Genomic DNA, 24,995 nt, shown 5'->3' with positions numbered 1-24,995 from the left:
GTAGGAAAAGGACTGTGAGCAGCGGCGACGACGGTCAGAGCGGGGCGCCTCCTGCGGAGGGTTCGTCGGATCCCGCCGCCGGAGGCGAGCAGCTCGCGCTCATCCGGGAGACCGTCCGCAAGGCGAAGGAGCCGCGCGCCAAGCCGCGCACCTGGCGCGGAGCCGCCCTCGCGGCGGAGCTGCCGGTGGCCCGGGTGCTGGTGGACAAGGGCCTGCTGCACCTCGACCAGTTCTTCGACTACGCCGTCCCGGCCGCGATGGACGCCGACGCCCGCCCCGGGGTACGGGTCCGGGTCCGATTCGGCGCCCGTGTGGTCAAGGGCCGCCGCGAGGGCGGCACCCTGCACGACGGCTTCATCGTCGAACGCCGCGAGGAGAGCGACTACCGCGGCCCGCTGGCCCCACTGGCCCAGGTGCTCTCCGCCGAGCCGGTACTGACCCCGGCGCTGCTGCACCTGTGCCGGACGGTCGCGGACCGCTACGCGGGAGCGCTGGCGGACGTGGTGAAGCTGGCGGTGCCGCCGCGGATGGCCCGAGCGGAGTCGCCTCCGGCGCGGGGGCGGGGGAGCGCGGCTGCGGGTCCGGGGCGCGGCCCGGCGCCCCGGCCGGGGGGCGCTTCGGCGGGTTCGGCGGCTGGCGGGGCGGCGGCTGGCGGGGCGGCGACTGGTGCGGCCGGCGGGGGAGTGCGGGCTGCCGGTGGTGGGGGAGGCGCCCGGCCGGGCGCCGGTGCGGACGGCTCGGTTGCGGGTGAGGGGACATCGGAGGGTGGGACCGGGCGCGTGGCGGGCCGCCCGGCTGTCCGGGGCGACGGCGTGGCGGGGGACGGGGTCGGAACGGATGGTCGGTCCCCGGCTCCTGGTGATGGCCTGGCGGGTGATCGGGCCGGTGCGGATGGCTCGTCGCCGGGCCCCGGTGGAGGCTCGGCGGGCCATGAAGTCGGTGCGGATGGGCCGTCCCCGGGCCCCGGTGAGGGTTCGGCGGGCGACGGGGCCGGTGTGGATGGGCCGTCCCCGGGCCCCGGCGGGGGTTCGGCGGGCGGGGGGGCCGTTGTGGATGGGCCGTCCCCGGGCCCCGGTGAGGGCTCGGCGGGTGGTGCCGGGCGTTGGGCACCCGCTGGTACGTCGCCGGGTGGCCGGACCGTTGCCATGCCGCCGGTCGGGAGCTGGGCCCGGTATGCCACCGGGGGAGCGTACTTGCAGGCGCTCGGGCGGGGAGACGCGCCGCGGGCCGTGTGGCTGGCGTTGCCGGGGCCGCACTGGCCGGAGGAACTGGCCACGGCGATGGCGGCCGCGCTCGCCTCAGGGCGAGGCGCGCTGGCCGTCGTACCCGACGGGCGGGCCGCCGCGCGGGTGGACGCCGCGCTCATCGACGTGCTCGGCGAGGGCCACCACGTCGTACTCACCGCCGACGCCGGGCCCGAGGAACGCTACCGGCGCTGGCTCGCGGTCAGCCGCGGCACCGTACGCGCCGTGGTCGGCACCCGGGCCGCGATGTTCGCCCCGGTCGCCGACCTCGGCCTCATCGCGCTGTGGGACGACGGCGACTCCAGCCACGCCGAACCGCACGCCCCCTACCCGCACGCCCGGGACGTCCTGCTGCTGCGCGCCGCCGAGGAACGTACCGGCTTCCTGCTCGGCGGCCTGACCAGCACCGTCGAGGGCGCCCAGCTGGTCGACAGCGGCTGGGCGCTGCCGCTCGCCGCGAGCCGCGACGAGGTGCGCGCGGCAGCCCCGCTGATCCGTACCGTCGGCGACGCCGACCAGGCCAGGGACGAGGCGGCGCGCGCCGCCCGGCTGCCCACCCTCGCCTGGAACGTCACCCGGGACGCCCTGGCCCGCGGCCCGGTCCTCGTCCAGGTGCCCAGGCGCGGCTACCTGCCCCGGCTCGCCTGCGACAACTGCCGCCAGCCGGCCCGCTGCACCACCTGCGCCGGCCCGCTCGAAGTACGCGACCAGGGCGGCACCCCGGCCTGCGGCTGGTGCGGCCGCCCCGCGGCCGACTGGCACTGCCAGGAATGCGGCGGCTTCCGGCTCCGCGCCCAGATCGTCGGCGCCCGCCGCACCGCCGAGGAACTCGGCCGCGCCTTCCCCCGGGTGCCGGTCCGCACGTCCGGCCGCGACACCGTCCTCGCCTCGGTCGGCCCCGCGCCCGCCCTGGTCATCGCCACCCCCGGCGCCGAACCCGTCGCCGAAGGCGGCTACGCGGCGGCCCTGCTCCTCGACGGCTGGGCCCTGCTCAACCGCCCCGACCTGCGGGCCGGCGAGGAGGCCCTGCGCCGCTGGGCCCTCGCCGCCGCACTGGTCCGCCCGGCGGACGAGCACGGCACCGTCGTCGTCCTCGCCGAGCCGACGCTCCGGCCCGTGCAGGCCCTGGTCCGCTGGGACCCCGCGGGCCACGCATTGCGTGAACTCGCCGAACGCGCCGAGCTCCGTTTTCCCCCGGTGTCCCGGATGGCCTCAGTCACGGGTCCGCCCGCGGCGATCGCGGATCTCATGGACTTGCTGCGGCTGCCGGAGGGGACGGATCTGCTGGGTCCCGTCCCCTTGCCCCTCCCCAGTGGGGGAGCTGGCGGGGGCGGCCGGCCGCGGCGGTACGGGGAGCCGCCCCCCGGCGAGCAATGGGAGCGGTTGCTTCTACGCGTGCCGCCCGGGGCAGGGGGGGCTCTGGCGGCGGCGCTCAAGGCGGGGCAGGTGGCGCGGGCGGCTCAGTCCGGGGGAGAGGCGGTGTTCGTGCGGATGGATCCGACGGACATCGGCTAGCCCCCTCCGGGGCGGTTGCGGGGGCTCCACGCGCGCTTTCTCGGCCTCGGCGGGGTGGGGATTCCGCCCCCGGTGGGCGGAGCTGTCACGTTTCCGGGCTCTGCCCGTGCCCCGGTTTCGGGGTGGGTGGGGGAGGTGGCGGCTTCGCCCCCGGTGGGTGGAGCTTTCAGGTTTCCGGGCTCTGCCCGTGCCCCGGTTTCCGGGTGGGTGGGGGAGGTGGTGGCTCGCTCCCGGTTGCCAGGGGGTGAAGTTTCCGCCCCGGTGGGCGGTTGCCGTTTCGTTTCTCCGGCTTGGCGCCGTGCCTGCCGTTTTTCCCACCGCCCCGCCCGTGCGGGTGCGTCCTTAGGTGCACGCTTTCTGGTGGGTGGGGTCGGGGCCGGCCCGTGGCACCTCCTCGGATTTCCTCCGTGCGGGTTTCGTTGTTAGGCGTACCCCGGTCTGTCGGAAATCCTGCGGGGGCACCCCGGTCCGTCCCCTCCCAGGCCGAGTGGCGGCTTTGAGGCCGCGGGGGGTGATCGGCGCGGGAGGTCCGGTGGTGGGTGGTATTCGTTGGCGGCCTACGGGCCGCTGAGGGAGGGTAGGGGTACGACTTTGGGGAGGGGGCGACTGTGCGGGTGGAAGAGGCTTCGCGTGCGATTGCTGCCGCATCGTCGATCGCCGCGTCGTTCGGGCTGATGGTCGATGACGCGATCGTTCTCCAGGACTCGAACAAGCTCACTCTGCGTCTGGTGCCTTGTGACGTCCTGGCCCGGGTGGCGCCCGTAGCGGATCAGATCGCGCAGTTCGAAGTCGACCTCGCTCAGCAGCTCGCCGAAGCCGACTGCCCCGTGGCCGCCCTCGAACCCCGAGTGGAGCCACGCGTCTATGAGCGCGACGGCTTCGTGCTCACGCTGTGGACCTACTACGAGCCCGCAACCCCCCACCAGATCCCACCAGCGGACTATGCCCACGCACTTGAGCGACTGCACGCCGGCATGCGCAAGGTCGACCTCCCGACCCCGCATTTCACCGATCGGGTCGAGCAGGCCCAACAACTCGTGACGGACCGAGACCGCAGTCCGGAGCTCGCCGACGCGGACCGGAGACTGCTCGGCGACACGTTGCAGAGCCTGCGATCGTCGATCGGCAACCGCAATGCCGCCGAGCAACTGCTGCACGGCGAACCGCACCCGGGCAATCTGCTCACCACCAAGAACGGGCCGCTGTTCATCGACCTTGAGACGTGCTGCCGTGGGCCCGTCGAGTTCGACCTCGCCCACGCACCCGACGAAGTCGCCGCGCACTATCCGGGTGTCGATCACGACCTGCTGCGGGAGTGCCGGATCCTCATGCTGGCGATGGTCACCGCATGGCGCTGGGACCGAAACGACCAGCTCCCCAACGGCCGCCGACTCGCCGCGGAGTGGCTCAGCCAGATCCGGGCAGCACTCGACCACCGCGACTCGGACCACCCCCGCTGACCGGAAGACCCTCAACCGCACCAGAGATCAGTCACCGCACAAGGCTTAGGCTCGAACTGTTCAGGTAGCAACGAGAACGGGGGCGGGGTCCATGCAGCTCACAGACCTGGTCGAGGTGACGTCAACCGACGAGCTGACGGAACTGGTCGGCGAGCCGACGCCGGGCGCGCTGGTCAAGGTCCGGCGGAGCCTGCACGAGCACGACCGCCAGTGGCTGGCCGCGTCGTCCCTGTGCGTGGTGGCCACCTCGAATGCCGACGGCAGTTGTGACGCGTCACCGAAAGGCGACCCGGCCGGGTTCACGCTCGCGCTGGACGACACGACGATCGCGATCCCCGAACGCCCCGGAAACCGCCGGGTCGACGGATTCCGCAACATCCTGGCCAACCCCCACGTGGGCCTGCTCTATCTGATCCCCGGCCGCCCCGACACGCTGCGCATCAACGGCCGCGCCCGCCTCATCCGCGAGGCGCCGTTCTTCGACGAGATGGTCGTCAAGGGAAACCGCCCCCAACTGGCCCTGCTGGTCGAGATCGACCAGGTCTTCTACCACTGTCCGAGGGCCCTGCTACGCGGCGGAGTCTGGCAACCCACCACGTGGCAACCCGACGCGGCCCCCTCCCGCGCCACCCTCGCCAAGGCCCACGACCACCGTCCCGAAACGGTCGAGGAGCTGGAGGCTTACTACGGCCCCCAATACCTGGAGCGCCTCTACCAGTAGCCCCCCACATGCCCCATCAGTGACCTTCAGCCGACGACGAACGCCCGCCGCCCACCGATCACCCCCCGCGGCCTCGAAGCCGCCACTCGGCCTGGGAGGGGACGGACCGGGGTGCCCCCGCAGGATTTCCGACAAACGGCGGCGCACCCGAAAGCAAAACCCGCACGGAGGAAATCCGAGGAGGTGCCACGGGCCGGCCCCGACCCCACCCACCAGAAAACGTGCACCCAAGGACGCACCCGCACGGGCGGGGCGGTGGGAAAAACGGCAGGCACGGCGCCCAGCCGGAGAAACGAAACGGCAACCACCCAGCGCCCCGGGGTACCCCGACGCCCAACCTGTCGGCGTGGCAAGCGGCGAGGCCCCGGGCCGCCAGGCCCGAGCGGGGAGGCCGGGGCAGGCCCCGGCGTCAAGGAATTCGGGAGCCGGGAGAGGCCCCGGCGTCAACCGTTGCGTGGCCCGGGGAGCGCCGCAGCGCCCTCCCCCCGGCCGGGCACGATCAAGGGCCCAGCGCCAGCGTCCGGCATGGACCGCGCCGCCGGCACCGAAGGCACCGAAGGCACCGATGGCCCCGAAGGTACGGATGGCCCCGAGGCCACCGATCCCCCCGACGTCACCGAAGGCAGAGCCGACTCCTCCCCGAGCGGAGAGCCGGGCGCCCCAGCCCGGCGGCCCCCATACCGCCGGTGCACCGCCTGCTTCGTCACCCCCAGCGCCGACCCCACCGCGTCCCAGGAGAACCCGAGCGAGCGGTCGAACTCCACCGCCGCCGTCACCAGCGTCTCCACGCTGTCGCGCAACTCCTGGGCGAGTCGGACGGTCGGCGCCGGGGCGCGGCCGTAGACCACGAATCCGGCGGTGGGGCCGCTGCGTCGCGGCCGGTAGACGTTGCCCAGCTGGGCGGTCAGGGTCCGCAGTGTGTCCACCTGGCGGCGGACCCTTTCGATGTCCCGCACCAGCAGGTGCAGGCTTGCCCGTGCCTGGGCGTCAGGGGTTGCGTGGTCGGGCATCGACAAGCCTCTCCAACCGGCGGGGTTACAAGGATCGGGCCGTGTGCATTGACCCGATTTCGGTCAAACTCTCTTGACCAACGCGCCACCGGCCCATGGAGTCACGCACGATGAGGTGCGGCCTTGCCGTCAGGGGGCGCGCGGGCAGCGCGTGCACCCCCCGCGGCGGGCCGTAGAATCGACCCCCCAGCCAACCGCGGGCCCGGCCCGCGCCACCGCGCTCCGCCCCGCGACCAGGAGTATCCGCCCGTGTCCGTCAAGCCCATCCGCCTGTTCGGCGATCCGGTGCTGCGCATGACGGCGCAGCCGGTCACCACCTTCGACAACGAACTGCGCACGCTGGTCAAGGACTTGACCGACACGATGCAGGATGCGCCGGGCGCGGGCCTGGCCGCGCCGCAACTGGGCGTGTCGCTGCGGGTGTTCACCTACTTCGTGGAGGGCGAGCTCGGGCATCTGATCAACCCCGACCTCAGCCTCAGCGAGGAGGAGCAGGACGGTCCCGAGGGCTGCCTGTCGCTGCCGGGGCTGACGTTCGACTGCGTGCGGGCGCACGGCGTCGTGGCCCGGGGCTTCAACATGTACGGCGAGCCGATCACCGTGGAGGGCACGCAGCGGCTGGCCCGCTGCATCCAGCACGAGACCGACCACCTGGACGGCGTGATCTTCATCGACCGGCTCGACGGCGAGCGCCGCAAGGCCGCGCTCAAGGCGATCCGGGAGGCCGACTGGGCGGGGCAGCCGCCGCCGGACGTGCGGATCTCGCCGCACGGTACGTTCGGCCGCGCGCTCTGAGTCCACGTTCCCGCGCCGCCCGCCGGCGGCAACATTCCGGTCACGCCCACCGAAAGGCACCCCCCGTACGATGAGGCTCGTCTTCGCCGGCACCCCCGAGGCCGCCGTACCCGCTCTTGACGCCCTGCTGGCCTCCGACCGGCACGAGGTCGTCGCCGTGGTGACCAGGCCCGACGCGGTCGCGGGCCGCGGCCGGAAGCTGCTCAGCAGCCCGGTGGCGCAACGCGCGGAAGAGGCGGGCATCGAGGTGCTCAAGCCCGGCCGCCCACGGGAGGAGGACTTCCTCGCCCGGCTGCGCGAGATCGCGCCCGACTGCTGCCCGGTGGTGGCGTACGGGGCGCTGCTGCCGAAGGTCGCGCTCGACGTGCCCGCGCACGGCTGGGTGAACCTGCACTTCTCGCTGCTGCCGGCCTGGCGGGGGGCCGCGCCCGTGCAGCACGCGGTGATGGCGGGGGACGAGATGACCGGCGCGTCCACGTTCCTGATCGAGCAGGGGCTCGACTCGGGGCCGGTGTACGGGGTGGTGACGGAGGAGATCCGCGGCACCGACACCAGCGGTGACCTGCTCGGGCGGCTCGCGGTCAGCGGGGCGGGGCTGCTGGCCGCGACGATGGACGGGATCGAGGACGGCCGGCTGGTGGCCCGGCCGCAGCCGGCGGACGGGATCACGCTGGCGCCGAAGCTCAGGGTGGAGGACGCGGCGGTGGACTGGAGCGCGCCGGCGCTTCGGGTGGACCGGCTGATCCGGGGGTGCACGCCCGCGCCCGGGGCGTGGACGCGGGTCGGCGGCGAGCGCCTCAAGCTCGGACCGGTGATCCCGGTGCCGGATCGTACGGATCTCGCTCCCGGCGAGCTGGCCATCACCAAGAACGCGGTGCACGTGGGAACGGGCAGCCACGCGGTCCTGCTGACCGAGGTCCAGCCCCAGGCCAAAAAACGCATGCCGGCCCCCGCCTGGACCCGCGGCCTCCACGAGCCCCCCACCCACCTCGGCGCCTAGCGCTCCCGGCGCTCCGCGCCCCGGCCGGGGAGGGGTGGTTGCGCTTGTTCCCGGTCTGCGGGCCGGTGGGGGCTGGTCGCGCAGTTCCCCGCGCCCCTACGGGGCACGTTTCCCCCGTGGCCGGGCCGGGCCCGGTCATGTGCGCCCGGTTAGGGGCGCGGGGAACTGCGCGACAAGCCACGACGGCGGGGCAGCCGAAGAGCCGGGGGTTGGGCCCCGTAGGGGCGCGGGGAACTGCGCGCTCAGCCACCCACCGGGCCGCGCGGAACCGGGAAGCTCGGGCACGACGGTGCCGCCCCCGGGGCGGTTAGGCTGGACGCCGACCACTCACCCCGGCCAGAAAACGCGGAGCACCTTTCACGTGACCCAGGCACCGAACCGCCGCCCGCAGGGCACCCCGTACCGTCGCCCGCAGCGCGACCCCGTACGGATCCTCGCCTTCGAGGCGCTGCGCGCGGTGGGGGAGCGGGACGCCTACGCGAACCTCGTGCTGCCGGGGCTGCTGCGGGCCGCCGAGGAGGAGGCCAAGCGCAAGGGCCGGGAGTTCGACCGGCGGGATGCCGCTCTCGCGACCGAGCTCGTCTACGGCACGCTGCGCCACCAGGGCACCTACGACGCCGTGATCGCCGCCTGCGTCGACCGCCCGCTGAGCGAGGTCGACCCGCCGGTGCTCGACGTACTGGCGCTGGGCGCGCACCAGTTGCTCGCCACCAGGATCCCCACGCACGCCGCGGTCTCGGCCAGTGTCGAGCTCGCCCGGGTGGTGCTCGGCGACGGCCGCGCCCGGTTCGTCAACGCGGTGCTGCGGCGGATCTCCGCGCAGGATCTGGACGGCTGGCTGGCCCAGGTGGCGCCGCCGTTCGACGAGGACCCGGAGGACCACCTCGCGGTCGTGCACTCCCACCCGCGGTGGATCGTCAGCGCGCTGTGGGATGCGCTCGGCGGCGGCCGGGCCGGCATCGAGGATCTGCTCACCGCCGACAACGAACGTCCCGAGGTCACCCTGGTGGCCCGCCCCGGCCGTTCCACCGCCCAGGAGATCGCCGACTCGCTGCCGGCCGGCTCCACCGAACCCGGCCGCTGGTCGCCCTACGCGGTGCGGCTCGCCGAGGGCGGCGACCCGGCCGCGGTGGTGGCCGTGCACGAGGGCCGGGCCGGCGTGCAGGACGAGGGCAGCCAGCTGGTGGCCGCGGCGCTGGCCGCCGCCCCGCTCGAAGGGCCTGACGCCCGCTGGCTGGACGGCTGCGCCGGCCCCGGCGGCAAGGCCGCCCTGCTCGCGGCGCTCGCCGCGGGCCGCGGCGCGCGGCTGGTCGCCGCAGAGAAGCAGCCGCACCGGGCCCGGCTGGTGTCCCGCTCGCTGGCCGGCAACCCGGGCCCGTACCAGGTCGTGGTCGCCGACGGCACCCGCCCGTCATGGGCGGCCGGCTCGTTCGACCGGGTGCTGGTCGACGTGCCGTGCACCGGACTCGGCGCGCTGCGCCGCCGCCCCGAGGCCCGCTGGCGGCGCCGCGCGGAGGACGTGGCCGGGTTCGGGCCGCTGCAACGCGGCCTGCTCACCGAGGCGCTGCGCTCGGTGCGGATCGGCGGTGTCGTCGGCTACGCGACCTGCTCGCCGCACCAGGCCGAGACCCGCGCGGTGGTCGACGACGTGCTGGCCGACGACCGCTCACCGTCCGCCGAGTGGATCGACGCCCGCCCGCTGCTGCCCGACGTGCCCGCGCTCGGCGACGGCCCCGACGTCCAGCTCTGGCCGCACCTGCACGGCACCGACGCGATGTACCTGGCCCTGCTCCGCCGTACCTCCTGAGGACGACCTGAGGCAGTCCCCGACGCCGGGCGCCCGGACGCTGTACGTCTCGGCGCCCGGCGTTCGCACCTACCGCCGCTCCGCCGAGACCTCGCGCTCCGACTCGCGGTCCGCCTCCGGCGGCCGGTTGCCCGGCGTGTCGAGCGGGCTCGGCCACCACACGCGGTGGCCCAGGTCGAGGGTGATCGCCGAGACCAGCACCGACCGCACGATGAACGTGTCGAGCAGCACGCCGAACGCCACGGCGAAGCCGATCTCGGCGAAGGCCACCACCGGCAGGGTGCCGAGCACGGCGAAGGTGCCGGCCAGTACCAGCCCGGCCGAGGTGATGACGCCGCCGGTCGCGGCGAGGCCGGTGCGGACGCCCTCGCGGGTGCCCAGCCGCGCCGTCTCCTCCCTGATCCTGGTCATCAGGAAGATGTTGTAGTCGATGCCGAGCGCGACCAGGAACACGAAGACGAACAGCGGGAAGGCGGTGTCCTCACCGCTGAACCCGAAGACGTGCCGGAAGGCCAGCGAACTCACCCCCAGCGCCGCCGCGAACGACAGCACCACCGTGGCGATCAGCACCAGCGGTGCCACCAGCGCCCGCAGCAGCAGCCCGAGGATGACCAGGACGACGAGCAGGATGAGCGGGATGAGCAGTTTGTTGTCCCGCGCGGAGGCGCGTTCCGCGTCGATCTGGACGGCCGTGCCGCCACCGACCTTCGCCTGCGCGTCCGGGATCTTGTGCAGGGTGGAGCGGGCCAGGTCCACGGTGTCCTTGGCGGCCTTGCTGTCCGGCTGGTCGGAGAGCGTCGCCTCCAGGTAGACCCGGCCGTTCTTCTGCGCGGTCACCCCTGGCGGCGTGCCGACTGACGCGGGCACCACGCCCTTGATCGACGCCAGCGCCGTACGCACCTGGTCCGCCTGGCCGGCCTGCGCGACCACCACCAGTGGCTGGCCGCCGCCCGCGGGGAAGTAGCGGGCCTGCACCTTCTGGCCGACCACCGAGTCCGGGGTGTTGGTGAAGCCGTCGGCCGCGCTCAGGCCGTGCGCGTTGAGTGCGAACAGCCCGCAGGCCAGGCCGCCGAGGACGAGCACGGTGGTGACCCAGACCGCGCGGGGCTTGCGGCTGACCCGGTCGCCGATCCGCGACCACACCCCGGTCCTGGTCGGCTCGGGGCTGCCGACGTGCGGGATCGCCGGCCAGAACACCCAGCGGCCGAAGATCACCAGCAGCGCCGGGAACAGCGTGACCATCGCGAGCAGCGCCACGATCACGCCGATCGCGGCGACCGGGCCGAGCCCCGAGGTGGAGTTCATGTCGGCCGCCAGCAGGCACAGCATGCTGACCGCCACGGTGGCCGCGCTGGCGATGATTGCGGGGCCGGCCCGGTGCAGGGCCAGCGCCATCGCCTCGTGCCGGTCCTCGTGGCTGCGCAACTCCTCGCGATATCGGGCCACCAGCAGCAGCGCGTAGTCCGTGCCGGCGCCGAACACCAGCACGGTGAGGATGCCGGCGCTCTGCGCGTTCACCACCAGGCCGCCGTGCCTGGCCAGCAGGTAGATCACCGCCTCGGCGCTGAACAGCGCGCCGACCACCGAGATCACCGGCAGGAACAGCAGGCTGATGCTCCGGTAGGTGATCAGCAGGATCACTATGACCACGGCCAGCGCCGCGTAGAGGAGGGTGCCGTCGATGCCCGCGAAGGCGTCCGCGTTGTCCGCGGAGAAGCCGCCGGGCCCGGTGATGTGCACCTGGAGCCCGTCGGCGCCCTTCTCGGCGGTCGCCCTGATCTGCTTGACGGCGTCCGACACCGTCGTCCAGCCGGCCGGGTCGATGGCGATCGGCACGATGACCTGGGCGGCGCGCGGCGCCTGCTTGCGGTCGAGCACCGGGCCGACGGTGCGGCTGCCGGTGATGCCGTGCTCGGTCATCCCCCGGACGGCCTGGGTGTCCTGGCCGATCTTCGCCACGTCGGCCGGGGTGAGCCCGCTGGGCCGGGTGTAGATCAGCACGGCCGGCGCCGACTCCGGCAGGAAGGTGTTCTGCAGGTCGATGACCTTGGTCGACTCCGCCTTGCTCGGCAGCCACTGCGCCGAGTCGTTCTTCTCCGCGTCGGTGAGCTTGCCGGCCAGGGGCGCGGCCACGATCAGCACCACGACCCACAGGCCGAGGATGACCCACTTGCTGCGTCTGCCGCACACAAGGTGCGCGATTCGTCCAGCTCCGCCCGCCATGACCCGATCCCCCAGGTTCGTTCAAGCCGTGGTGTCCCCCGCCCTCCGCGGCTGTCCCGGAGGTGGTCAAGGACAAGCAAACCAGATCCCTCTGACACTGTCCCGCACCCCCTCCGCCGTCCCGCCGGATCTGGTTTGCTGGGCGCATGAGCATGCAGATCTACCCCAGCATCCTGTCCGCCGACTTCGCTCGGCTCGCCGACGAGGCCAAGGCGGTGGAGGGGGCGGAGTGCCTCCATGTGGATGTCATGGACAACCACTTCGTACCGAACCTCACGCTGGGCGTTCCCGTCGTCGAGTCGCTGCGCCGGGCGACCGACACCCCGCTGGACTGCCACCTGATGATCGAGGATCCGGACCGCTGGGCGCCGGCCTTCGTGGAGGCCGGGGCGAGTTCGGTGACCTTCCACGTGGAGGCGGCGGCGGCGCCGGTCCGGCTGGCCCGCGAGATCCGGGCGAAGGGGGCCAGGGCGTCGATGGCGCTCAAGCCGGCCACGCCGGTCGAGCCGTACGAGGACCTGCTGCCGGAGCTCGACATGCTGCTGATCATGACCGTCGAGCCGGGCTTCGGCGGGCAGTCGTTCCTGGACATCATGCTGCCGAAGATCCGCCGCGCCCGGGCGCTGATCGAGCGGCACGGGCTGCAGCTGTGGCTGCAGATCGACGGCGGAGTCTCCGCCGACACGATCGAGCGCTGCGCCGAGGCCGGCGCGGACGTCTTCGTGGCCGGCTCCGCGGTCTACGGCGCCGCCGACCCCGCCGCGGCCGTCCGCGCCCTCCGCGAGAAGGCGACCGCCGCCGCCCCGTCCCGATAGCCCCGTCCCGTCAGCCCCGAGCCCCCTGCAGGAAGCCGCACCGCAAGGCGCAAGCCTTTTGCTGGGTGTTGTTCCGGCGGACGACGAGTGAGTGGAAAAAAGTGCGAGTATTAGCGGAGCGGGACACATGATCGACTGGGGAGCATTGACGTGAGCACAGGCCGCACACAGGTGCGCATGGGCCCCGGCGAGATGGTCCAGGCGGCGGCGATGGCACGGCGCTTCTACCTGGAGGGCAAGTCCAAGATCCAGATCGCCGAGGAGTTCGGGGTCAGCCGGTTCAAGGTGGCCCGGGTGCTGGAGACCGCGCTGGAGCGCGACCTCGTGCGGATCGAGATCCGGGTGCCCGCCGAGCTCGACGCCGAGCGCTCCGACGCGCTGCGGGCCCGCTACGGGCTGCGGCACGCCGTCGTCGTGCAGACCCCGCCCGACCAGGCCGACGCGCCCGACCCGGAGAACCTGGGCGCGGTCGCCGCCGGGCTGCTCGGCGAGCTGGTCAGTGACGGCGACGTGCTGGGCCTGGCCTGGGGCCGTTCGATCAGCACGATGGCCAACGCGCTGGAGCGCCTCGCGCCCTGCACGGTCGTCCAGCTCACCGGCGTGTACGACGTCGGCACCACCGAACGCGGCTCGGTGGAGGCGGTACGGGCCGCCGCCGCGGTCTCCGGCGGCGAGGCGCACCCGCTGTACGCGCCGATGGTGCTCGCCGACCCGGCCACCGCCGCCGCGCTGCGCGCGCAGGGCGGCATCGCCGCGGCCATGGGCTACTTCGACAAGGTGACGGTCGCGGTGGTTTCGATCGGCTCCTGGGCGGCCGGCATCTCCACCGTGCACGACATGCTCACCGACGCCGAGCGCGAGCATTACGCGGGCCTCGGGGTGGCCGCCGAGATGTCCTCGCACCTGTTCGACGCGGAGGGCCGGCTGGTCGGCCGTGACCTCGGCGAGCGCTGCATCACCATCGAGGCGGACCGGCTGCGCCGGATCCCCGAGGTGCTGGCCATCGCCGGCGGCACCCGCAAGGCCGAAGCGATCGACGCGGTGCTGCGGTCCGGCCTGGTCACCAGCCTGGTCACCGACACCGCGGCCGCGGACCGGCTGCTGTCGGCCGGCGGCCACGCCCCGCGTCCGGCCCTCGACCGCCGCGACCCGGACGGCGAGTAGCCCCCGTTCCCACCACCGAACGGGTCAGTACAGGTCCGTACAGGTCCACCCGGCGCGCCCCGGCGCGCGGCGCCGCGCCACCGATGATCACGTGTGCCAGCATCGGCGGTGACGACCATTCCCGGACCGATCAGGCGGAACTGCGATGACGGGGACCCCGGCACCCGACGGCGGCGCCACGCAGGCCGTGCTCGACCTGACCGGGGTCAGCGACCGGCAGGCGTTCATGGACGCCTGCGTGGCCCACCTGCGGCTGCCCGACTGGTTCGGCCGCAACTGGGACGCGCTCGCGGACTGCCTGACCGACCTGTCCTGGTGGCCGCCCGGCCCGGCCGGCCGCCGGCTGGTGATCCGCGGCTGGCACGGCTACGCGGCGGCCAGGCCGCGCGAGTGGCGGATCGTGAAGGAGGTCGCCCGGGACGCCGAGACCTTCTGGTGGGGCACGGACAGCGAGCTGACCGTGATCCTGGAGGAGCCGGTGTTGGAGGATGGCACAAGCGGCACGGGATGAGCCGGGACGTTCGTCCGTAGGCAGTGACCCCTTCCGCATGCAAATATGAAGTACGTGCGTTTCCTCAATGATGTTCAGCCTCCGTACGACCTGACGTACGACGACGTTTTCATGGTGCCGAGCCGCAGCGCGGTCGGTTCCCGGCAGGGTGTGGACCTCAGGTCCCCTGACGGGACGGGCACCACCATCCCCCTCGTGGTGGCCAACATGACGGCCATCGCCGGCCGCCGGATGGCCGAGACGGTCGCCCGCCGCGGCGGCCTGGTCGTCATCCCGCAGGACATCCCGATCGACGTGGTCGCCGACGTGGTCCGGTACGTCAAGCGGCGCCACCTGGTGCTTGACACCCCGATCACCCTGGCACCCGGCCAGACCGTCGCCGACGCGCTGTCGCTGCTGCCCAAGCGGGCGCACGGGGCCGGCGTGGTGGTCGAGGACGGCCGGCCGGTCGGCGTGGTCACCGAGGCCGACCTGACCGGCGTCGACCGCTTCACCCAGCTGTCCGAGGTGATGTCCCGCGACCTGCTGCTGCTCGACGCGGCGCTCGACCCGCGGGATGCCTTCAACCGGCTGGCGGACGCGCACCGCAGGCTCGCCCCGGCCGTGGACGCGGACGGCCTGCTGGCCGGCATCCTGACCCGTAAGGCCGCGCTGCGCGCCACCCTCTACGAGCCCGCGGTCGACGCGGCCGGCCGGCTGCGGATCGCCGCCGCGGTGGGCATCAACGGCGATGTGGCGGGCAAGGCCAAGCAGCTGCTCGACGCCGGCGTGGACACATTGGTGGTGGACACCGCGCACGGCCACCAGGAGTCGATGCTCGCCGCGGTCCGCGCGGTGCGCGGCCTCGGCCCCGAGGTGCCGGTGGTGGCCGGCAACGTGGTGGCCGCCGAGGGCGTACGCGACCTGGTGGAGGCCGGTGCCGACATCGTCAAGGTCGGGGTCGGGCCCGGCGCGATGTGCACCACCCGGATGATGACCGGCGTCGGGCGCCCGCAGTTCTCCGCGGTGCTGGAGTGCGCCGCCGAGGCGCGCAAGTACGGCAAGCACGTGTGGGCCGACGGCGGCGTGCGGCACCCGCGCGACGTGGCGATGGCGCTGGCGGCGGGCGCGTCCAACGTGATGATCGGCTCGTGGTTCGCCGGCACCCACGAGTCGCCCGGCGACCTCCAGCAGGCCGCCGACGGCCGGCTGTACAAGGAGTCCTTCGGGATGGCCTCGGCCCGCGCGGTGCGCAACCGCACCAGCGAGGAGTCGGCGTACGACCGGGCCCGCAAGGCGCTGTTCGAGGAGGGCATCTCCACGTCCAGGATGTTCCTCGACCCGGCCCGGCCCGGGGTGGAGGACCTGATCGACGCGATCATCACCGGTGTGCGCAGCGCCTGCACGTACGCGGGCGCGGGCTCGCTGGCGGAGTTCGAGGAGAGGTCGGTGGTCGGCGTGCAGAGCGCGGCCGGCTACGCGGAGGGCAAGCCGCTGCACGCGAGCTGGAACTGATCGGGGCGGGCCGGGCCCGGCGGACGCGCCGCGCCGGGGCCGGCCCGTCTGCCGGCCGGTCTGTGCCTATCCTGCGCGTGTGAAGCAGCTCAACGATCTCGACGAACGCATCGTGCACGCCCTTGCCGAGGACGCCCGCCGCTCCTATGCCGACGTCGGCGCCGAGGTCGGCCTGTCCGCCCCCGCCGTGAAGCGCCGGGTGGACCGGCTGCTCGCGGCCGGCGCGATCACCGGGTTCACCGTACGGGTGGACCCGGCCGCGCTCGGCTGGCAGACCGAGGCTCTGGTGGAGCTGTACTGCCGGCACAACACCTCGCCGTCGGACATCCGGCGCGGCCTGGCCCGCTATCCGGAGGTGGCCGCCGCCTCGACGGTCACCGGGGAGGCGGACGCGGTGGTGCAGGTGTTCGCGGCCGATGTGCGGCACTTCGAGCAGGTGCTCGAACGGATCGCGGGGGAGCCGTTCGTCACCCGTACGAAGTCGGTGCTGATCCTGTCGCCGCTGCTGCGCCGCTTCGGTTCCGGAAGCCCTGGCTGAGATGCCGCTACCGGCAATTCATGGTATATCGCCATTCTCGGCTAAAAAGGACTTAACGTCTCGCATCATGTTTTAGGCGTCTTTCTACGGCAAAACGACTATTGGTGGCCAGAGTGGCCCCGCAGCCCGTAGGAGGCGACATGATCACGCGCGAGCAGATACCTCAGGTCGTGGGTCATCCGGTTCACGATGCGCAGGGGAAGAAGATCGGCGAAGCCCAGCACATGTACCTCGACGACGCCACCGGCGCCCCTGAATGGGTGACCGTGAAGACCGGCTTCTTCGGCAGCAACGAGACATTCGTTCCGACGCGTGCCGCCCGACTCGTCCAGGACCACCTCGAGGTCCCGTACGACAAGGAGAAGATCAAGGGCGCGCCGAGCGTGGACGTGGACTCCGGCGGCCACCTCTCCCTGGAGGAGGAGGGCCACCTGTACCGCTACTACGGCATCGAGACCCGCGGCACGAAGGCGGGCACCGACGAGCAGCAGGCCGACTCCGGCGGCAGGTCCGGCAAGTCCGGCCAGGACGGCGCCGAGGTCGCGGGGGTCGCGGGAGCGGCCGGCGTGGCCGCGCGCGGGAACCAGGCCGAGAAGAGCCCGCCGCGCACCGACAAGGCCGCCGCGGGCATGGCGGGCAGCGAGGCGGGCGCCGGCACCGGCGCCGCCGACTTCGCGGCCGGCCCCAAGGGCGCTCCCGAGCGGCTGTCGGCGGACGCCGGCGGGAAGTCCGAGGAGATGATGACCCGCTCCGAGGAGGAGATGCGGGTCCACGTCGAGCGGCAGGCGACCGGCCAGGCCAGGCTGCACAAGTACGTGGAGATCGAGGAGGTCGAGCAGACCGTCCCGGTCAGGCACGAGGAGGTCAGGCTGGAGCGCGAGCCGATCACCGGCGCGGACGCGCGCAGGGCCGGCGCGGAGATCAACGAGGCCGAGCAGACCGTGGTGCTGCACGAGGAGAAGCCGGTCGTGGACACCGAGGTGGTGGCCAAGGAGCGGGTCCGGATGTACGTGGACGAGCACACCGAGCAGCAGACCGTGCACGGCCGGGTCCGCAAGGAGCACATCGAGACCGAGATGACGGGTCCCGACACCACGCCTCCCGGCCGCGACGACCGCACCCGGTGACCTGGTGAGCCGGTGACCTGGTGAGCCGGTGAACCCGCCGGCCCGGTGACCAGGACGACATGGTGACCGCCGGCGCCCCGCCGGCCCCGTCACCCGTCCATCCGTCCCTTCCGGCGTCCGCCACGACGCCCCTCCACGGCCCCGGCCGGTCCCCCCGCCAAGGGGTGACCGGCCGGGGCCGTTCGCGGCCCCTTCGCCCGCCCGGCGACGCCGCCACGCAACGAATCGCCGCTTCCGGGCCGCAGAACGCAACGGATCGCGCACTGGGCCGCAAGGTTCCGGCCTTCCGCCGCCGCTCGGCCGAACGTAGCGTCGTAGGTGACCCCCGCGCACTCCCGCGGTACCCCCTGACCTGCTGGAAGAGGTGCCATGACGCCGCCCCTGCGCATCGCGCTGCTGCAAGGCCCCGGCGGCGTGCCGGCCGATGCCGGCGAGAGCGTGGCGGCGCTGGAGGCAGCGGCCGGCCGGGCCGCCGCAGCGGGCGCGCGGCTGCTGGTGACGGCCGAGCTGTTCCTGACCGGCTATGCGGTCGGCGACCGGATGTCCGCGCTCGCGGAGGCCGCCGGCGGGCCGTCCGCCCGGCGGATCGCCGGGATCGCCGCCCGGCACCGGATCGGCATCGCCTACGGCTACCCCGAGCGGGACGGCGAGGCGGTCTTCAACGCCGTCCGGCTGGTCGGCCCCGACGGCGGCGTGCTCGCCGACTACCGCAAGACGCATCTGTTCGGCGACTTCGAGAAGGCAGCCTTCACCGCGGGCGCGGAGCCCGTCGTCCAGGCCGACCTGGACGGGATCCGGATCGGCCTGCTGGTCTGCTACGACATCGAGTTCCCCGAGACCGTACGGGCGCACGCGCTGGCCGGCACCCAGCTCCTGGTCGTGCCGACGGCGTTGATGCGGCCGTACGAGTTCGTGCCGCAGGTCCTGGTGCCCGCCCGCGCGTACGAGAACGGGCTGCACCTCGCCTACGCCAACCGCCGCGGTCCGGAAGGCGAGTTCGACTTCGCCGGCCTGAGCTGCCTGGCCGGCCCCGACGGGGTGGTCAGGGCCAGAGCCGGGGCCGGCGACGAGCTGCTGGTCGCCGACGCCGACCCCGCGCTGATCGATGCCGCGCGGGCCGAGACGCCCTATCTGGCCGACCGCCGCCCCGAGTTGTACCGCTCGCTGGGCTGACCTCGGCCGCAGGCCGCCCGACGCAGGAGAGAGAACCGCCCCATGACGTCCGTCCCCACCGCCGCCCACGAGGAGCAGGAGCAGGAGCCGGTACAGCCGCCGCTGACCATGTTCGGCCCCGACTTCCCCTACGCCTACGACGACTTCCTCGCGCACCCCGCGGGCCTGGGTTCGGTGCCGCCCGCCGAGTACGGCACCGAGGTCGCGGTCATCGGCGGCGGCCTGTCCGGGATCGTCACCGCGTACGAGCTGATGAAGATGGGCCTGCGGCCGGTGGTCTACGAGGCCGACCAGATCGGCGGCCGGCTGCGTACCCACACCTTCGACGGCAGCACCGCGCGCGACGGACAGCAGCCGCTGACCGCCGAGTTGGGCGCGATGCGCTTCCCGCCGTCGTCCACCGCCTTCCAGCACTACGTGGACCTGGCGGGACTTGCCACCAGGCCGTTCCCCAACCCGCTCGCGCCCTGCACCCCGTCCACCGTGGTCGATCTCAAGGGCCGCTCGCACTACGCCACTTCGGTCGACCAGCTGCCCGAGGTCTTCCATCAGGTGATGGACGCCTGGAACGCCTGCCTGGAGGAGGGCGCCGACTTCGCCGCGATGCAGCGCGCGCTGCGCGAGCGGGACGTCCCCGCGATCCGCTCGATCTGGTCGGAGCTGGTGGCCCGGCTGGACAACCAGACCTTCTACGGGTTCCTCTGCGACTCGCCGGCCTTCGCCTCGTTCCGGCACCGGGAGATATTCGGCCAGGTCGGCTTCGGCACCGGCGGCTGGGACACCGACTTCCCCAACTCCATCCTGGAGATCCTGCGGGTGGTCTACACCGGCGCGGACGACGACCACCGCGGCATCGTCGGCGGTGCCCAGCAGCTCCCGCTGCGGCTGTGGGACCGCGCGCCGGACAAGACCGTGCACTGGCCGCCGGGCACCTCGCTCCGCTCGCTGCACGGCGGCGCCCCGCGCCCGGCGGTCACCGGGCTGCACCGCACGGCGGGCAACCGGACCACGGTCACCGACTCCACCGGCGACATCCGCACGTACCGGGCCGCGGTCTTCACCGCGCAGAGCTGGATGCTGCTGTCCAAGATCGCCTGCGACGAGGCGCTGTTCCCGATCGACCACTGGACGGCGATCGAGCGCACCCACTACATGGAGTCGAGCAAGCTGTTCGTGCCGGTGGACCGGCCGTTCTGGCTGGATGAGGACCCGCGCACCGGCCGGGACACGATGTCGATGACGCTCACCGACCGGATGACCCGCGGCACCTACCTGCTCGACGAGGGCCCCGGCCGGCCGGCCGCGATCTGCCTGTCGTACACCTGGGCCGACGACAGCCTGAAGTGGCTGCCGCTGACCGCGCACGAGCGGATGGAGGTGATGCTCAGCTCGCTCGGCGAGATCTATCCGGGGGTGGACATCCGCCGGCACATCACCGGCAACCCGGTCACCGTCTCCTGGGAGAACGAGCCGTACTTCATGGGCGCGTTCAAGGCCAACCTGCCCGGCCACTACCGCTACCAGCGGCGGCTGTTCACGCACTTCATGCAGGACGGGCTGCCGCCGCACCAGCGCGGGGTCTTCCTCGCCGGCGACGACGTGTCCTGGACGGCGGGCTGGGCCGAGGGCGCGGTGCAGACCGCGCTCAACGCCGTGTGGGGGGTCATGCACCACCTCGGCGGCGGCACCGACCCGCTCAACCCCGGTCCGGGGGACGTCTATCCGCGGATCGCGCCGGTGCTGCTGCCGGAGGACTGACGGCCGGTCCCGTGGGCCTCTCTCAGCGGTCCAGCGGGGTGAGCAGGAACCGCCCGATCAGGCCGACCGCCGCGTCGAGCCGGCCCACGCACTCCTCGTAGGCGTCCTCGATGTCCCGCAGCGCCCACAGCAGCCGGGCCGCCGCCCAGGCCGCGTCCCTGGCCCGGTCAAGACTCCACGAGCCGACCAGGTGGGTCAGCGGATCGGCCCGGTCCAGCAGGTCGGGACCGGGCATCAGCTCCTCCCGCACCCGCTCCTCGATCAGTGTCAGGACCTCGCCGACCCGGTCGAAGTCGGCTTTGAGGGCGGGCAGTTCGCGTCCGGTCGCCCGGCAGGTGTCCACCACGGCCAGGGCGAGGTCATGGCCGATGTGGGCGTTGATCCCGGCCAAGGCGAATTGCAGCGGGTGGACGCCGGACCGGCCGCGCATCCGCAGCAGCGGACGCCAGCAGGCCGGCGGACGGCGGCCCGCCCGGTCGTCGGCGATGGCCGCGAGGTAGCGCCCGGCGAACCGTACGGACAGCTCGGTGGCCGCCGCCAGATCGCCGAACTCGGCCGCGGCCAGCCGCCGTTCGATCTCCTCGGTGACCGACAGGTACACCCGGTTGAAGACCGCGATCCCGTCCGCCGCCGGCAGTTGCGCCTCCATCGCGCGCATCACGCCGACCACATCGCCCACGCTGGCCGGTTCGCGCCCGATCCCCTCGTCCATCCGCCCAGCGTCCTCCCGGGGCGGTCCCGGCCGGGGCGGGACCGGCCGACACGCCCGGCTGTCACCCGAACGGAGCAGCGCCGATCCGGGGAGTGGCACCGCCTGGATAGCCGCGCCGATCGGCCGCATGCTGGACGGCGTGAACGGACCAGAGCTCGCCGACTTCCTGCGCCGCTGCCGTATGCGGCTGAGCCCCGCCGACGTGGGGCTCGCCGAGGGGGCCAGGCGGCGCACACCGGGGCTGCGCCGGGAGGAGGTCGCCCGGCTCGCCGGGATGTCGGCGGACTACTACACCCGGCTCGAGCAGGCCCGCAGTCCCCGCCCGTCCCGGCAGATGCTCGCCGCCCTGGCCCGTGGCCTGCGGATGACCTCGGACGAGCGGGACCACCTGTTCCACCTGGCCGGCGAGGAGCCGCCGCGCGAGAGCCACGGCGGCGGCCACGTCCGCCCCGGCCTGCTGCTGGTCCTGGACCGGCTGCACGACACGCCCGCGCAGGTGGTGAACGACATCGGCGACGTCCTCGCGCAGAACGCCATGGCCGCCGCGCTGCACGGCGACATGGCCGCCCGCCCGCCCGCGCTGCGCAACGCCTTCAGGCGGCTGTTCACCGACCCCGAGGCCGGTGCGCTGTTCCTGCCCGAGGACCGGGAGGCGCTGGCCCGCACCCATGTGGCCGACCTCCGCGCGGTGCTCGCCGCCCGCCCCGGCGATCCGCGCCCCGCCGCGCTGGTGCGGGAACTGGCCGCCGCCAGCCCGCTGTTCGCCCGGCTCTGGGAGGAGCGGCCGGCAGCGGCGCGGCGCCCGGAGGTCCGGCGCTTCCAGCACCCCGTGGTGGGTGAACTGGTGCTGGACTGCGAGGTGATGCTCGGTGCCGGGCATGACCAGCGGCTGGTCATGCACACCGCCCGCCCCGGCTCCGAGTCCTACGAGCGGCTTCAACTCCTGCGCGTGGTGGGCCTGCAGAACCTCGGAGCCGGCTGATCGTGCGGCCGGCCGGGCGCCGCGGTATCGCGCCTGATGGGCGGCCCGGCCGCGCCAGGACAGAAGTTGTCCGGTAACTGACGTCGTCTGTACGGAAGATGACGGCGCGGGCATGCCATGGCGTATTCCCGCGCCATGAATTGACCGTGTGATCTCCCGACACTGCGTGAGTGGCCGCTAACGTGGTGGCACGGTCCGGTGGGCGCGATTCCCCCGTGCGCGTCCGCCGGACCTCCTCCCCCCTGCGCCGTCATCCCCGGTTTTCGCCCGCCGCCCCACTACCGTGCTGCCGTCACACACGGCGAGGTCGAGGAGCACGTCCATGGGTCCGGGTCCGGTGTGGAAGCTGCACGGCGACGGCACGGGTCCGGCGCCGGGCGCGGTGGTCAGACCGGACGAGCGGCTCAGCTGGGGGCGCACCCTGGGCCTCGGCGCGCAGCACGTGGTGGCGATGTTCGGCGCCACCTTCGTCGCGCCGGTGCTGATGGGCCTGGACCCGAACCTCGCGGTGCTGATGTCCGGCGTCGCGACCGTCTTCTTCCTGCTGGTCACCGGCGGCCGGATCCCCAGCTATCTGGGCAGCAGCCTGTCCTTCGTCGGGGTGGCCGCGGTGATCCGCGCCGACGGCGGCGACAGCGCCACCCTGACCGGGGCGCTGCTGGTGGTCGGCGCGGTGCTGCTCGGCTGCGGCCTGGCGGTACGGGCGCTGGGCGCGCGAGTGATCCACGCGGTGCTGCCGCCCGCGGTCACCGGCGCGGTGGTGATGCTGATCGGCTTCAACCTGGCGCCGGTGGCGGCCGGCACCTACTGGCCGCAGGACCAGTGGACGGCGCTGCTGACCGTGCTGTTCACCGGCTTCGCGCTGGTGGGGCTGCGCGGCTTCTGGGGCCGGATCGCGATCTTCCTCGGGCTGATTTTCGGCTACGCGCTGTCCTGGCTGCTGGACCGGCTGTCCGGCCGGATCCACTCGGTCGACGCGGCCACCGGCAAGGTCACCGACCACTGGCGGCTGGACCTCAGCGGGGTCGGCCGGGCCGACTGGGTGGGGCTGCCGAGCGTGCACGCGCCCTCGTTCAGCGGCTCCGCGGTGCTGGTCGCGCTGCCGGTGGTGATCGCCCTGATCGCGGAGAACGCCGGGCACGTCAAGGCGGTCGGCGAGATGACCGGTGAGCCGCTGGACGACCGGATGGGCACCGCCATCGCCGCCGACGGCGCCGCGACCGTCTTCGCCACCGCGTTCGGCGGCCCGCCGACCACCACCTACGCCGAGAACATCGGCGTGATGGCGGCGACCCGGGTGTACTCGACCGCCGCGTACTGGGCGGCGGCCGGCTTCGCGATCCTGTTCGGCCTGTGCCCGAAGTTCGGCGCGGTGGTGGCCGCCGTCCCCGGCGGGGTGCTCGGCGGGATCACGGTGATCCTCTACGGCATGATCGGCCTGCTCGGCGCGAAGATCTGGGTGCAGAACGGGGTCGACCTCGGCAACCCGCTGAACCTGGTGCCGATCGCCGCCGGTGTGGTCATCGGCATCGGCGGGGTGACGCTGAAGATCACCCACTCCTTCTCGCTCAGCGGGATCGCGCTCGGCACGATCATCGTGCTGGCCGGCTATCACGGGCTGCGGCTGGTGGCGCAGCCGCATCTGCGGGACGCGGAGAACCCAGAGAGCTGACCGGCAGCTCGGCCGGCGGCCGCAGCACGCCCGCGCCCGCCACCAGGCCCAGCGTCAGCACCGTCACGAGGATGAACGAGACGGTCAGCGAGGAGGCCCCGGCGATGCCGCCGATCGCGGCCGGCGCCACGAGCCCCGAGGTGTACGTGACGGTGGCGACGCCCGCGATGGCCTGGCTCGGCACCGGACCGCGGCGGCCGGCCGCCGCGAAGCACAGCGGCACCACCACGGATATGCCGATGCCCACCAGGGCGAAGCCGATGATGGCGGGCACCTGGGAGTGCGAGGCCACCACCAGCGTGCCGCCGACCGCGGCGACCACCCCGCCGCTGCGTACCGTGCGCACCGCGCCGAGCCGCCGCACCGCGATGTCGCCGAACAGCCGGGCCGTGGCCATCGTGCAGGCGAAGGCGGTGTACGCGAGCGCCGCCACGCCCGGCGAGGCGTTGGCCACGTCCCGCAGGTAGACCGCGCACCAGTCGGACGAGCCGCCCTCGGCGAAGACCCCGCAGAAGCCGACCGCGCCGATCACCAGCGCGGCGCGCGGCGGCAGCGTGAACCGCGGCGGCGCCTCCTCGTCGGCCTCCGGGTGCACGTCGGGCACGCCCGCGCACACGAAGTAGCTGCTGATGACCAGGACCGCGGCCATCACGCCCAGATGCACCCGCCCGTCGAGCCCCACATGCGCGGCCGGCACGCCGATCGCGGCCCCGATCAGCGTCCCGACGCTCCACATGCCGTGCAGCCCGGACATGATCGACTTGCCCTTGCGCCCCTCGACCTCCACGCCCATCGCGTTCATCACCACGTCGGCCATGCCGGCGCTGGCACCGAACAGCAGCAGCGCCAGGCACAGCCACGGCAGCCCGGGCGCCAGGGCCGGCAGCGACAGCACCGCGCACCACAGGCCCAGCAGGATGCGCAGCGCGGTCCGCGAGCCGAACCGGTGCATCAGCCGGCCGGCCAGCGGCATCGTGAGCGAGGAGCCGAGCGCCGGGCACACCAGCGCCAGGCCGAGCGCGGCGGCGCTCAGCCCGATGTGGTCCTTGATCCACGGGATCCGGCTGGCGAAGGTGCCGCTGGCGGCGCCGTGCAGGGCGAAGGCGATCGCGATGGACACATGGGCCCGGCGGATCGAGGGGGCTGCCGGCCGGTCGGCGGCTGGGGACGTCATGTGCGGTAAATTATCAGGAAGGCTGCCTGAAAGATAAGTCAATTACCGGCCCGGGATCGGCCGCCGGTTCCCGCGAGGGCCGGCGCCGTTCCGGTGGCAG

The 24,995-nt window shown here is 73.5% G+C and carries 20 protein-coding genes; 16 read left to right on the top strand and 4 right to left on the bottom strand.

What is annotated here, in order from left to right:
* Positions 1–14: 14 nt before the first annotated feature.
* From ACQPW6_RS04260 to ACQPW6_RS04250, 3 genes are all read left to right on the top strand, one after another.
* Positions 15–2,759 carry a primosomal protein N' gene (locus ACQPW6_RS04260; protein WP_433888176.1) on the top strand — a complete coding sequence of 915 codons (2,745 nt, stop codon included), beginning with the start codon at positions 15–17 and terminating at the stop codon, positions 2,757–2,759.
* A gap of 674 nt (positions 2,760–3,433) precedes the next feature.
* Positions 3,434–4,219, top strand: coding sequence for a phosphotransferase (locus ACQPW6_RS04255; RefSeq protein WP_433894415.1), 786 nt, complete (start codon positions 3,434–3,436; stop codon positions 4,217–4,219).
* Positions 4,220–4,310: 91 nt separating this feature from the next.
* Complete coding sequence (locus tag ACQPW6_RS04250) at positions 4,311–4,940, top strand: MSMEG_1061 family FMN-dependent PPOX-type flavoprotein (protein ID WP_433888175.1); 630 nt, start codon at positions 4,311–4,313, stop codon at positions 4,938–4,940.
* Positions 4,941–5,383: 443 nt separating this feature from the next.
* Here ACQPW6_RS04250 and ACQPW6_RS04245 read toward each other — a convergent pair whose 3' ends face one another.
* The gene (locus ACQPW6_RS04245; RefSeq protein ID WP_433888174.1) at positions 5,384–5,950 is read right to left on the bottom strand and encodes a hypothetical protein; all 567 of its coding nucleotides are present in this window, start codon (positions 5,948–5,950) and stop codon (positions 5,384–5,386) included.
* A gap of 249 nt (positions 5,951–6,199) precedes the next feature.
* Between ACQPW6_RS04245 and def the strand changes: the two genes are divergently transcribed.
* The 3 genes from def (at position 6,200) to ACQPW6_RS04230 (ending at position 9,552) form a co-directional block, all read left to right on the top strand.
* Positions 6,200–6,745 carry a peptide deformylase gene (def, locus tag ACQPW6_RS04240; protein ID WP_433888173.1) on the top strand — a complete coding sequence of 182 codons (546 nt, stop codon included), beginning with the start codon at positions 6,200–6,202 and terminating at the stop codon, positions 6,743–6,745.
* A 70-nt stretch (positions 6,746–6,815) separates the two neighbouring features.
* On the top strand, positions 6,816–7,745 hold the full coding sequence (fmt, locus tag ACQPW6_RS04235; RefSeq protein ID WP_433888172.1) for a methionyl-tRNA formyltransferase: 930 nt from the start codon (positions 6,816–6,818) through the stop codon (positions 7,743–7,745).
* A gap of 361 nt (positions 7,746–8,106) precedes the next feature.
* Positions 8,107–9,552, top strand: coding sequence for an RsmB/NOP family class I SAM-dependent RNA methyltransferase (locus ACQPW6_RS04230; protein WP_433888171.1), 1,446 nt, complete (start codon positions 8,107–8,109; stop codon positions 9,550–9,552).
* 69 nt (positions 9,553–9,621) lie between these two features.
* On the opposite strand, the gene ACQPW6_RS04225 is transcribed toward ACQPW6_RS04230, so the two are convergent.
* Positions 9,622–11,775, bottom strand: coding sequence for an MMPL family transporter (locus ACQPW6_RS04225; RefSeq protein ID WP_433888170.1), 2,154 nt, complete (start codon positions 11,773–11,775; stop codon positions 9,622–9,624).
* Between the two features lie 146 nt (positions 11,776–11,921).
* On the opposite strand from ACQPW6_RS04225, the gene rpe reads away from it, so the two are divergent.
* The 8 genes from rpe (at position 11,922) to ACQPW6_RS04185 (ending at position 20,355) form a co-directional block, all read left to right on the top strand.
* Positions 11,922–12,590, top strand: a complete 669-nt coding sequence (rpe, locus tag ACQPW6_RS04220; protein WP_433888169.1) for a ribulose-phosphate 3-epimerase — start codon at positions 11,922–11,924, stop codon at positions 12,588–12,590.
* A 150-nt stretch (positions 12,591–12,740) separates the two neighbouring features.
* On the top strand, positions 12,741–13,754 hold the full coding sequence (locus tag ACQPW6_RS04215; protein WP_433888168.1) for a sugar-binding transcriptional regulator: 1,014 nt from the start codon (positions 12,741–12,743) through the stop codon (positions 13,752–13,754).
* Between the two features lie 145 nt (positions 13,755–13,899).
* A complete protein-coding gene (locus ACQPW6_RS04210) occupies positions 13,900–14,265 on the top strand; it encodes a barstar family protein (protein ID WP_433888167.1) in 366 nt (121 codons plus the stop codon).
* A gap of 45 nt (positions 14,266–14,310) precedes the next feature.
* Complete coding sequence (locus ACQPW6_RS04205) at positions 14,311–15,759, top strand: GuaB1 family IMP dehydrogenase-related protein (protein WP_433888166.1); 1,449 nt, start codon at positions 14,311–14,313, stop codon at positions 15,757–15,759.
* Between the two features lie 79 nt (positions 15,760–15,838).
* The gene (locus ACQPW6_RS04200) at positions 15,839–16,297 is read left to right on the top strand and encodes an Lrp/AsnC family transcriptional regulator (RefSeq protein ID WP_433888165.1); all 459 of its coding nucleotides are present in this window, start codon (positions 15,839–15,841) and stop codon (positions 16,295–16,297) included.
* A 140-nt stretch (positions 16,298–16,437) separates the two neighbouring features.
* On the top strand, positions 16,438–17,424 hold the full coding sequence (locus tag ACQPW6_RS04195) for a PRC and DUF2382 domain-containing protein (protein ID WP_433888164.1): 987 nt from the start codon (positions 16,438–16,440) through the stop codon (positions 17,422–17,424).
* Positions 17,425–17,793: 369 nt separating this feature from the next.
* Positions 17,794–18,597 (top strand): carbon-nitrogen hydrolase family protein, encoded by an 804-nt coding sequence (locus ACQPW6_RS04190; RefSeq protein WP_433888163.1) that lies wholly within the window; start codon positions 17,794–17,796, stop codon positions 18,595–18,597.
* Positions 18,598–18,639: 42 nt separating this feature from the next.
* Positions 18,640–20,355: a flavin monoamine oxidase family protein gene (locus ACQPW6_RS04185; RefSeq protein WP_433888162.1), complete on the top strand. Its 1,716-nt coding sequence runs from the start codon at positions 18,640–18,642 to the stop codon at positions 20,353–20,355.
* Positions 20,356–20,377: 22 nt separating this feature from the next.
* On the opposite strand, the gene ACQPW6_RS04180 is transcribed toward ACQPW6_RS04185, so the two are convergent.
* Positions 20,378–21,067: a DUF5995 family protein gene (locus ACQPW6_RS04180; RefSeq protein ID WP_433888161.1), complete on the bottom strand. Its 690-nt coding sequence runs from the start codon at positions 21,065–21,067 to the stop codon at positions 20,378–20,380.
* A gap of 139 nt (positions 21,068–21,206) precedes the next feature.
* Here ACQPW6_RS04180 and ACQPW6_RS04175 point away from each other — a divergent pair, with 139 nt between their 5' ends.
* A complete protein-coding gene (locus ACQPW6_RS04175; RefSeq protein ID WP_433888160.1) occupies positions 21,207–22,049 on the top strand; it encodes a helix-turn-helix transcriptional regulator in 843 nt (280 codons plus the stop codon).
* A gap of 322 nt (positions 22,050–22,371) precedes the next feature.
* Complete coding sequence (locus ACQPW6_RS04170) at positions 22,372–23,721, top strand: uracil-xanthine permease family protein (protein WP_433888159.1); 1,350 nt, start codon at positions 22,372–22,374, stop codon at positions 23,719–23,721.
* Here the strand turns inward: ACQPW6_RS04170 and ACQPW6_RS04165 are convergent.
* Entirely contained in the window at positions 23,642–24,895 is a 1,254-nt protein-coding gene (locus ACQPW6_RS04165) for an MFS transporter (RefSeq protein ID WP_433888158.1), read from the bottom strand. The two genes, ACQPW6_RS04170 and ACQPW6_RS04165, sit on opposite strands and share 80 nt — an antisense overlap.
* Between the last annotated feature and the right edge of the window lie 100 nt (positions 24,896–24,995).

The organism is Streptomyces sp. CA-111067, assembly GCF_050956065.1.
Classification (GTDB): Bacteria; Actinomycetota; Actinomycetes; order Streptomycetales; family Streptomycetaceae; genus Actinacidiphila.
Note: the sequence above shows the minus strand (reverse complement) of the source record. Positions and strands in the feature narration are given on the sequence as shown.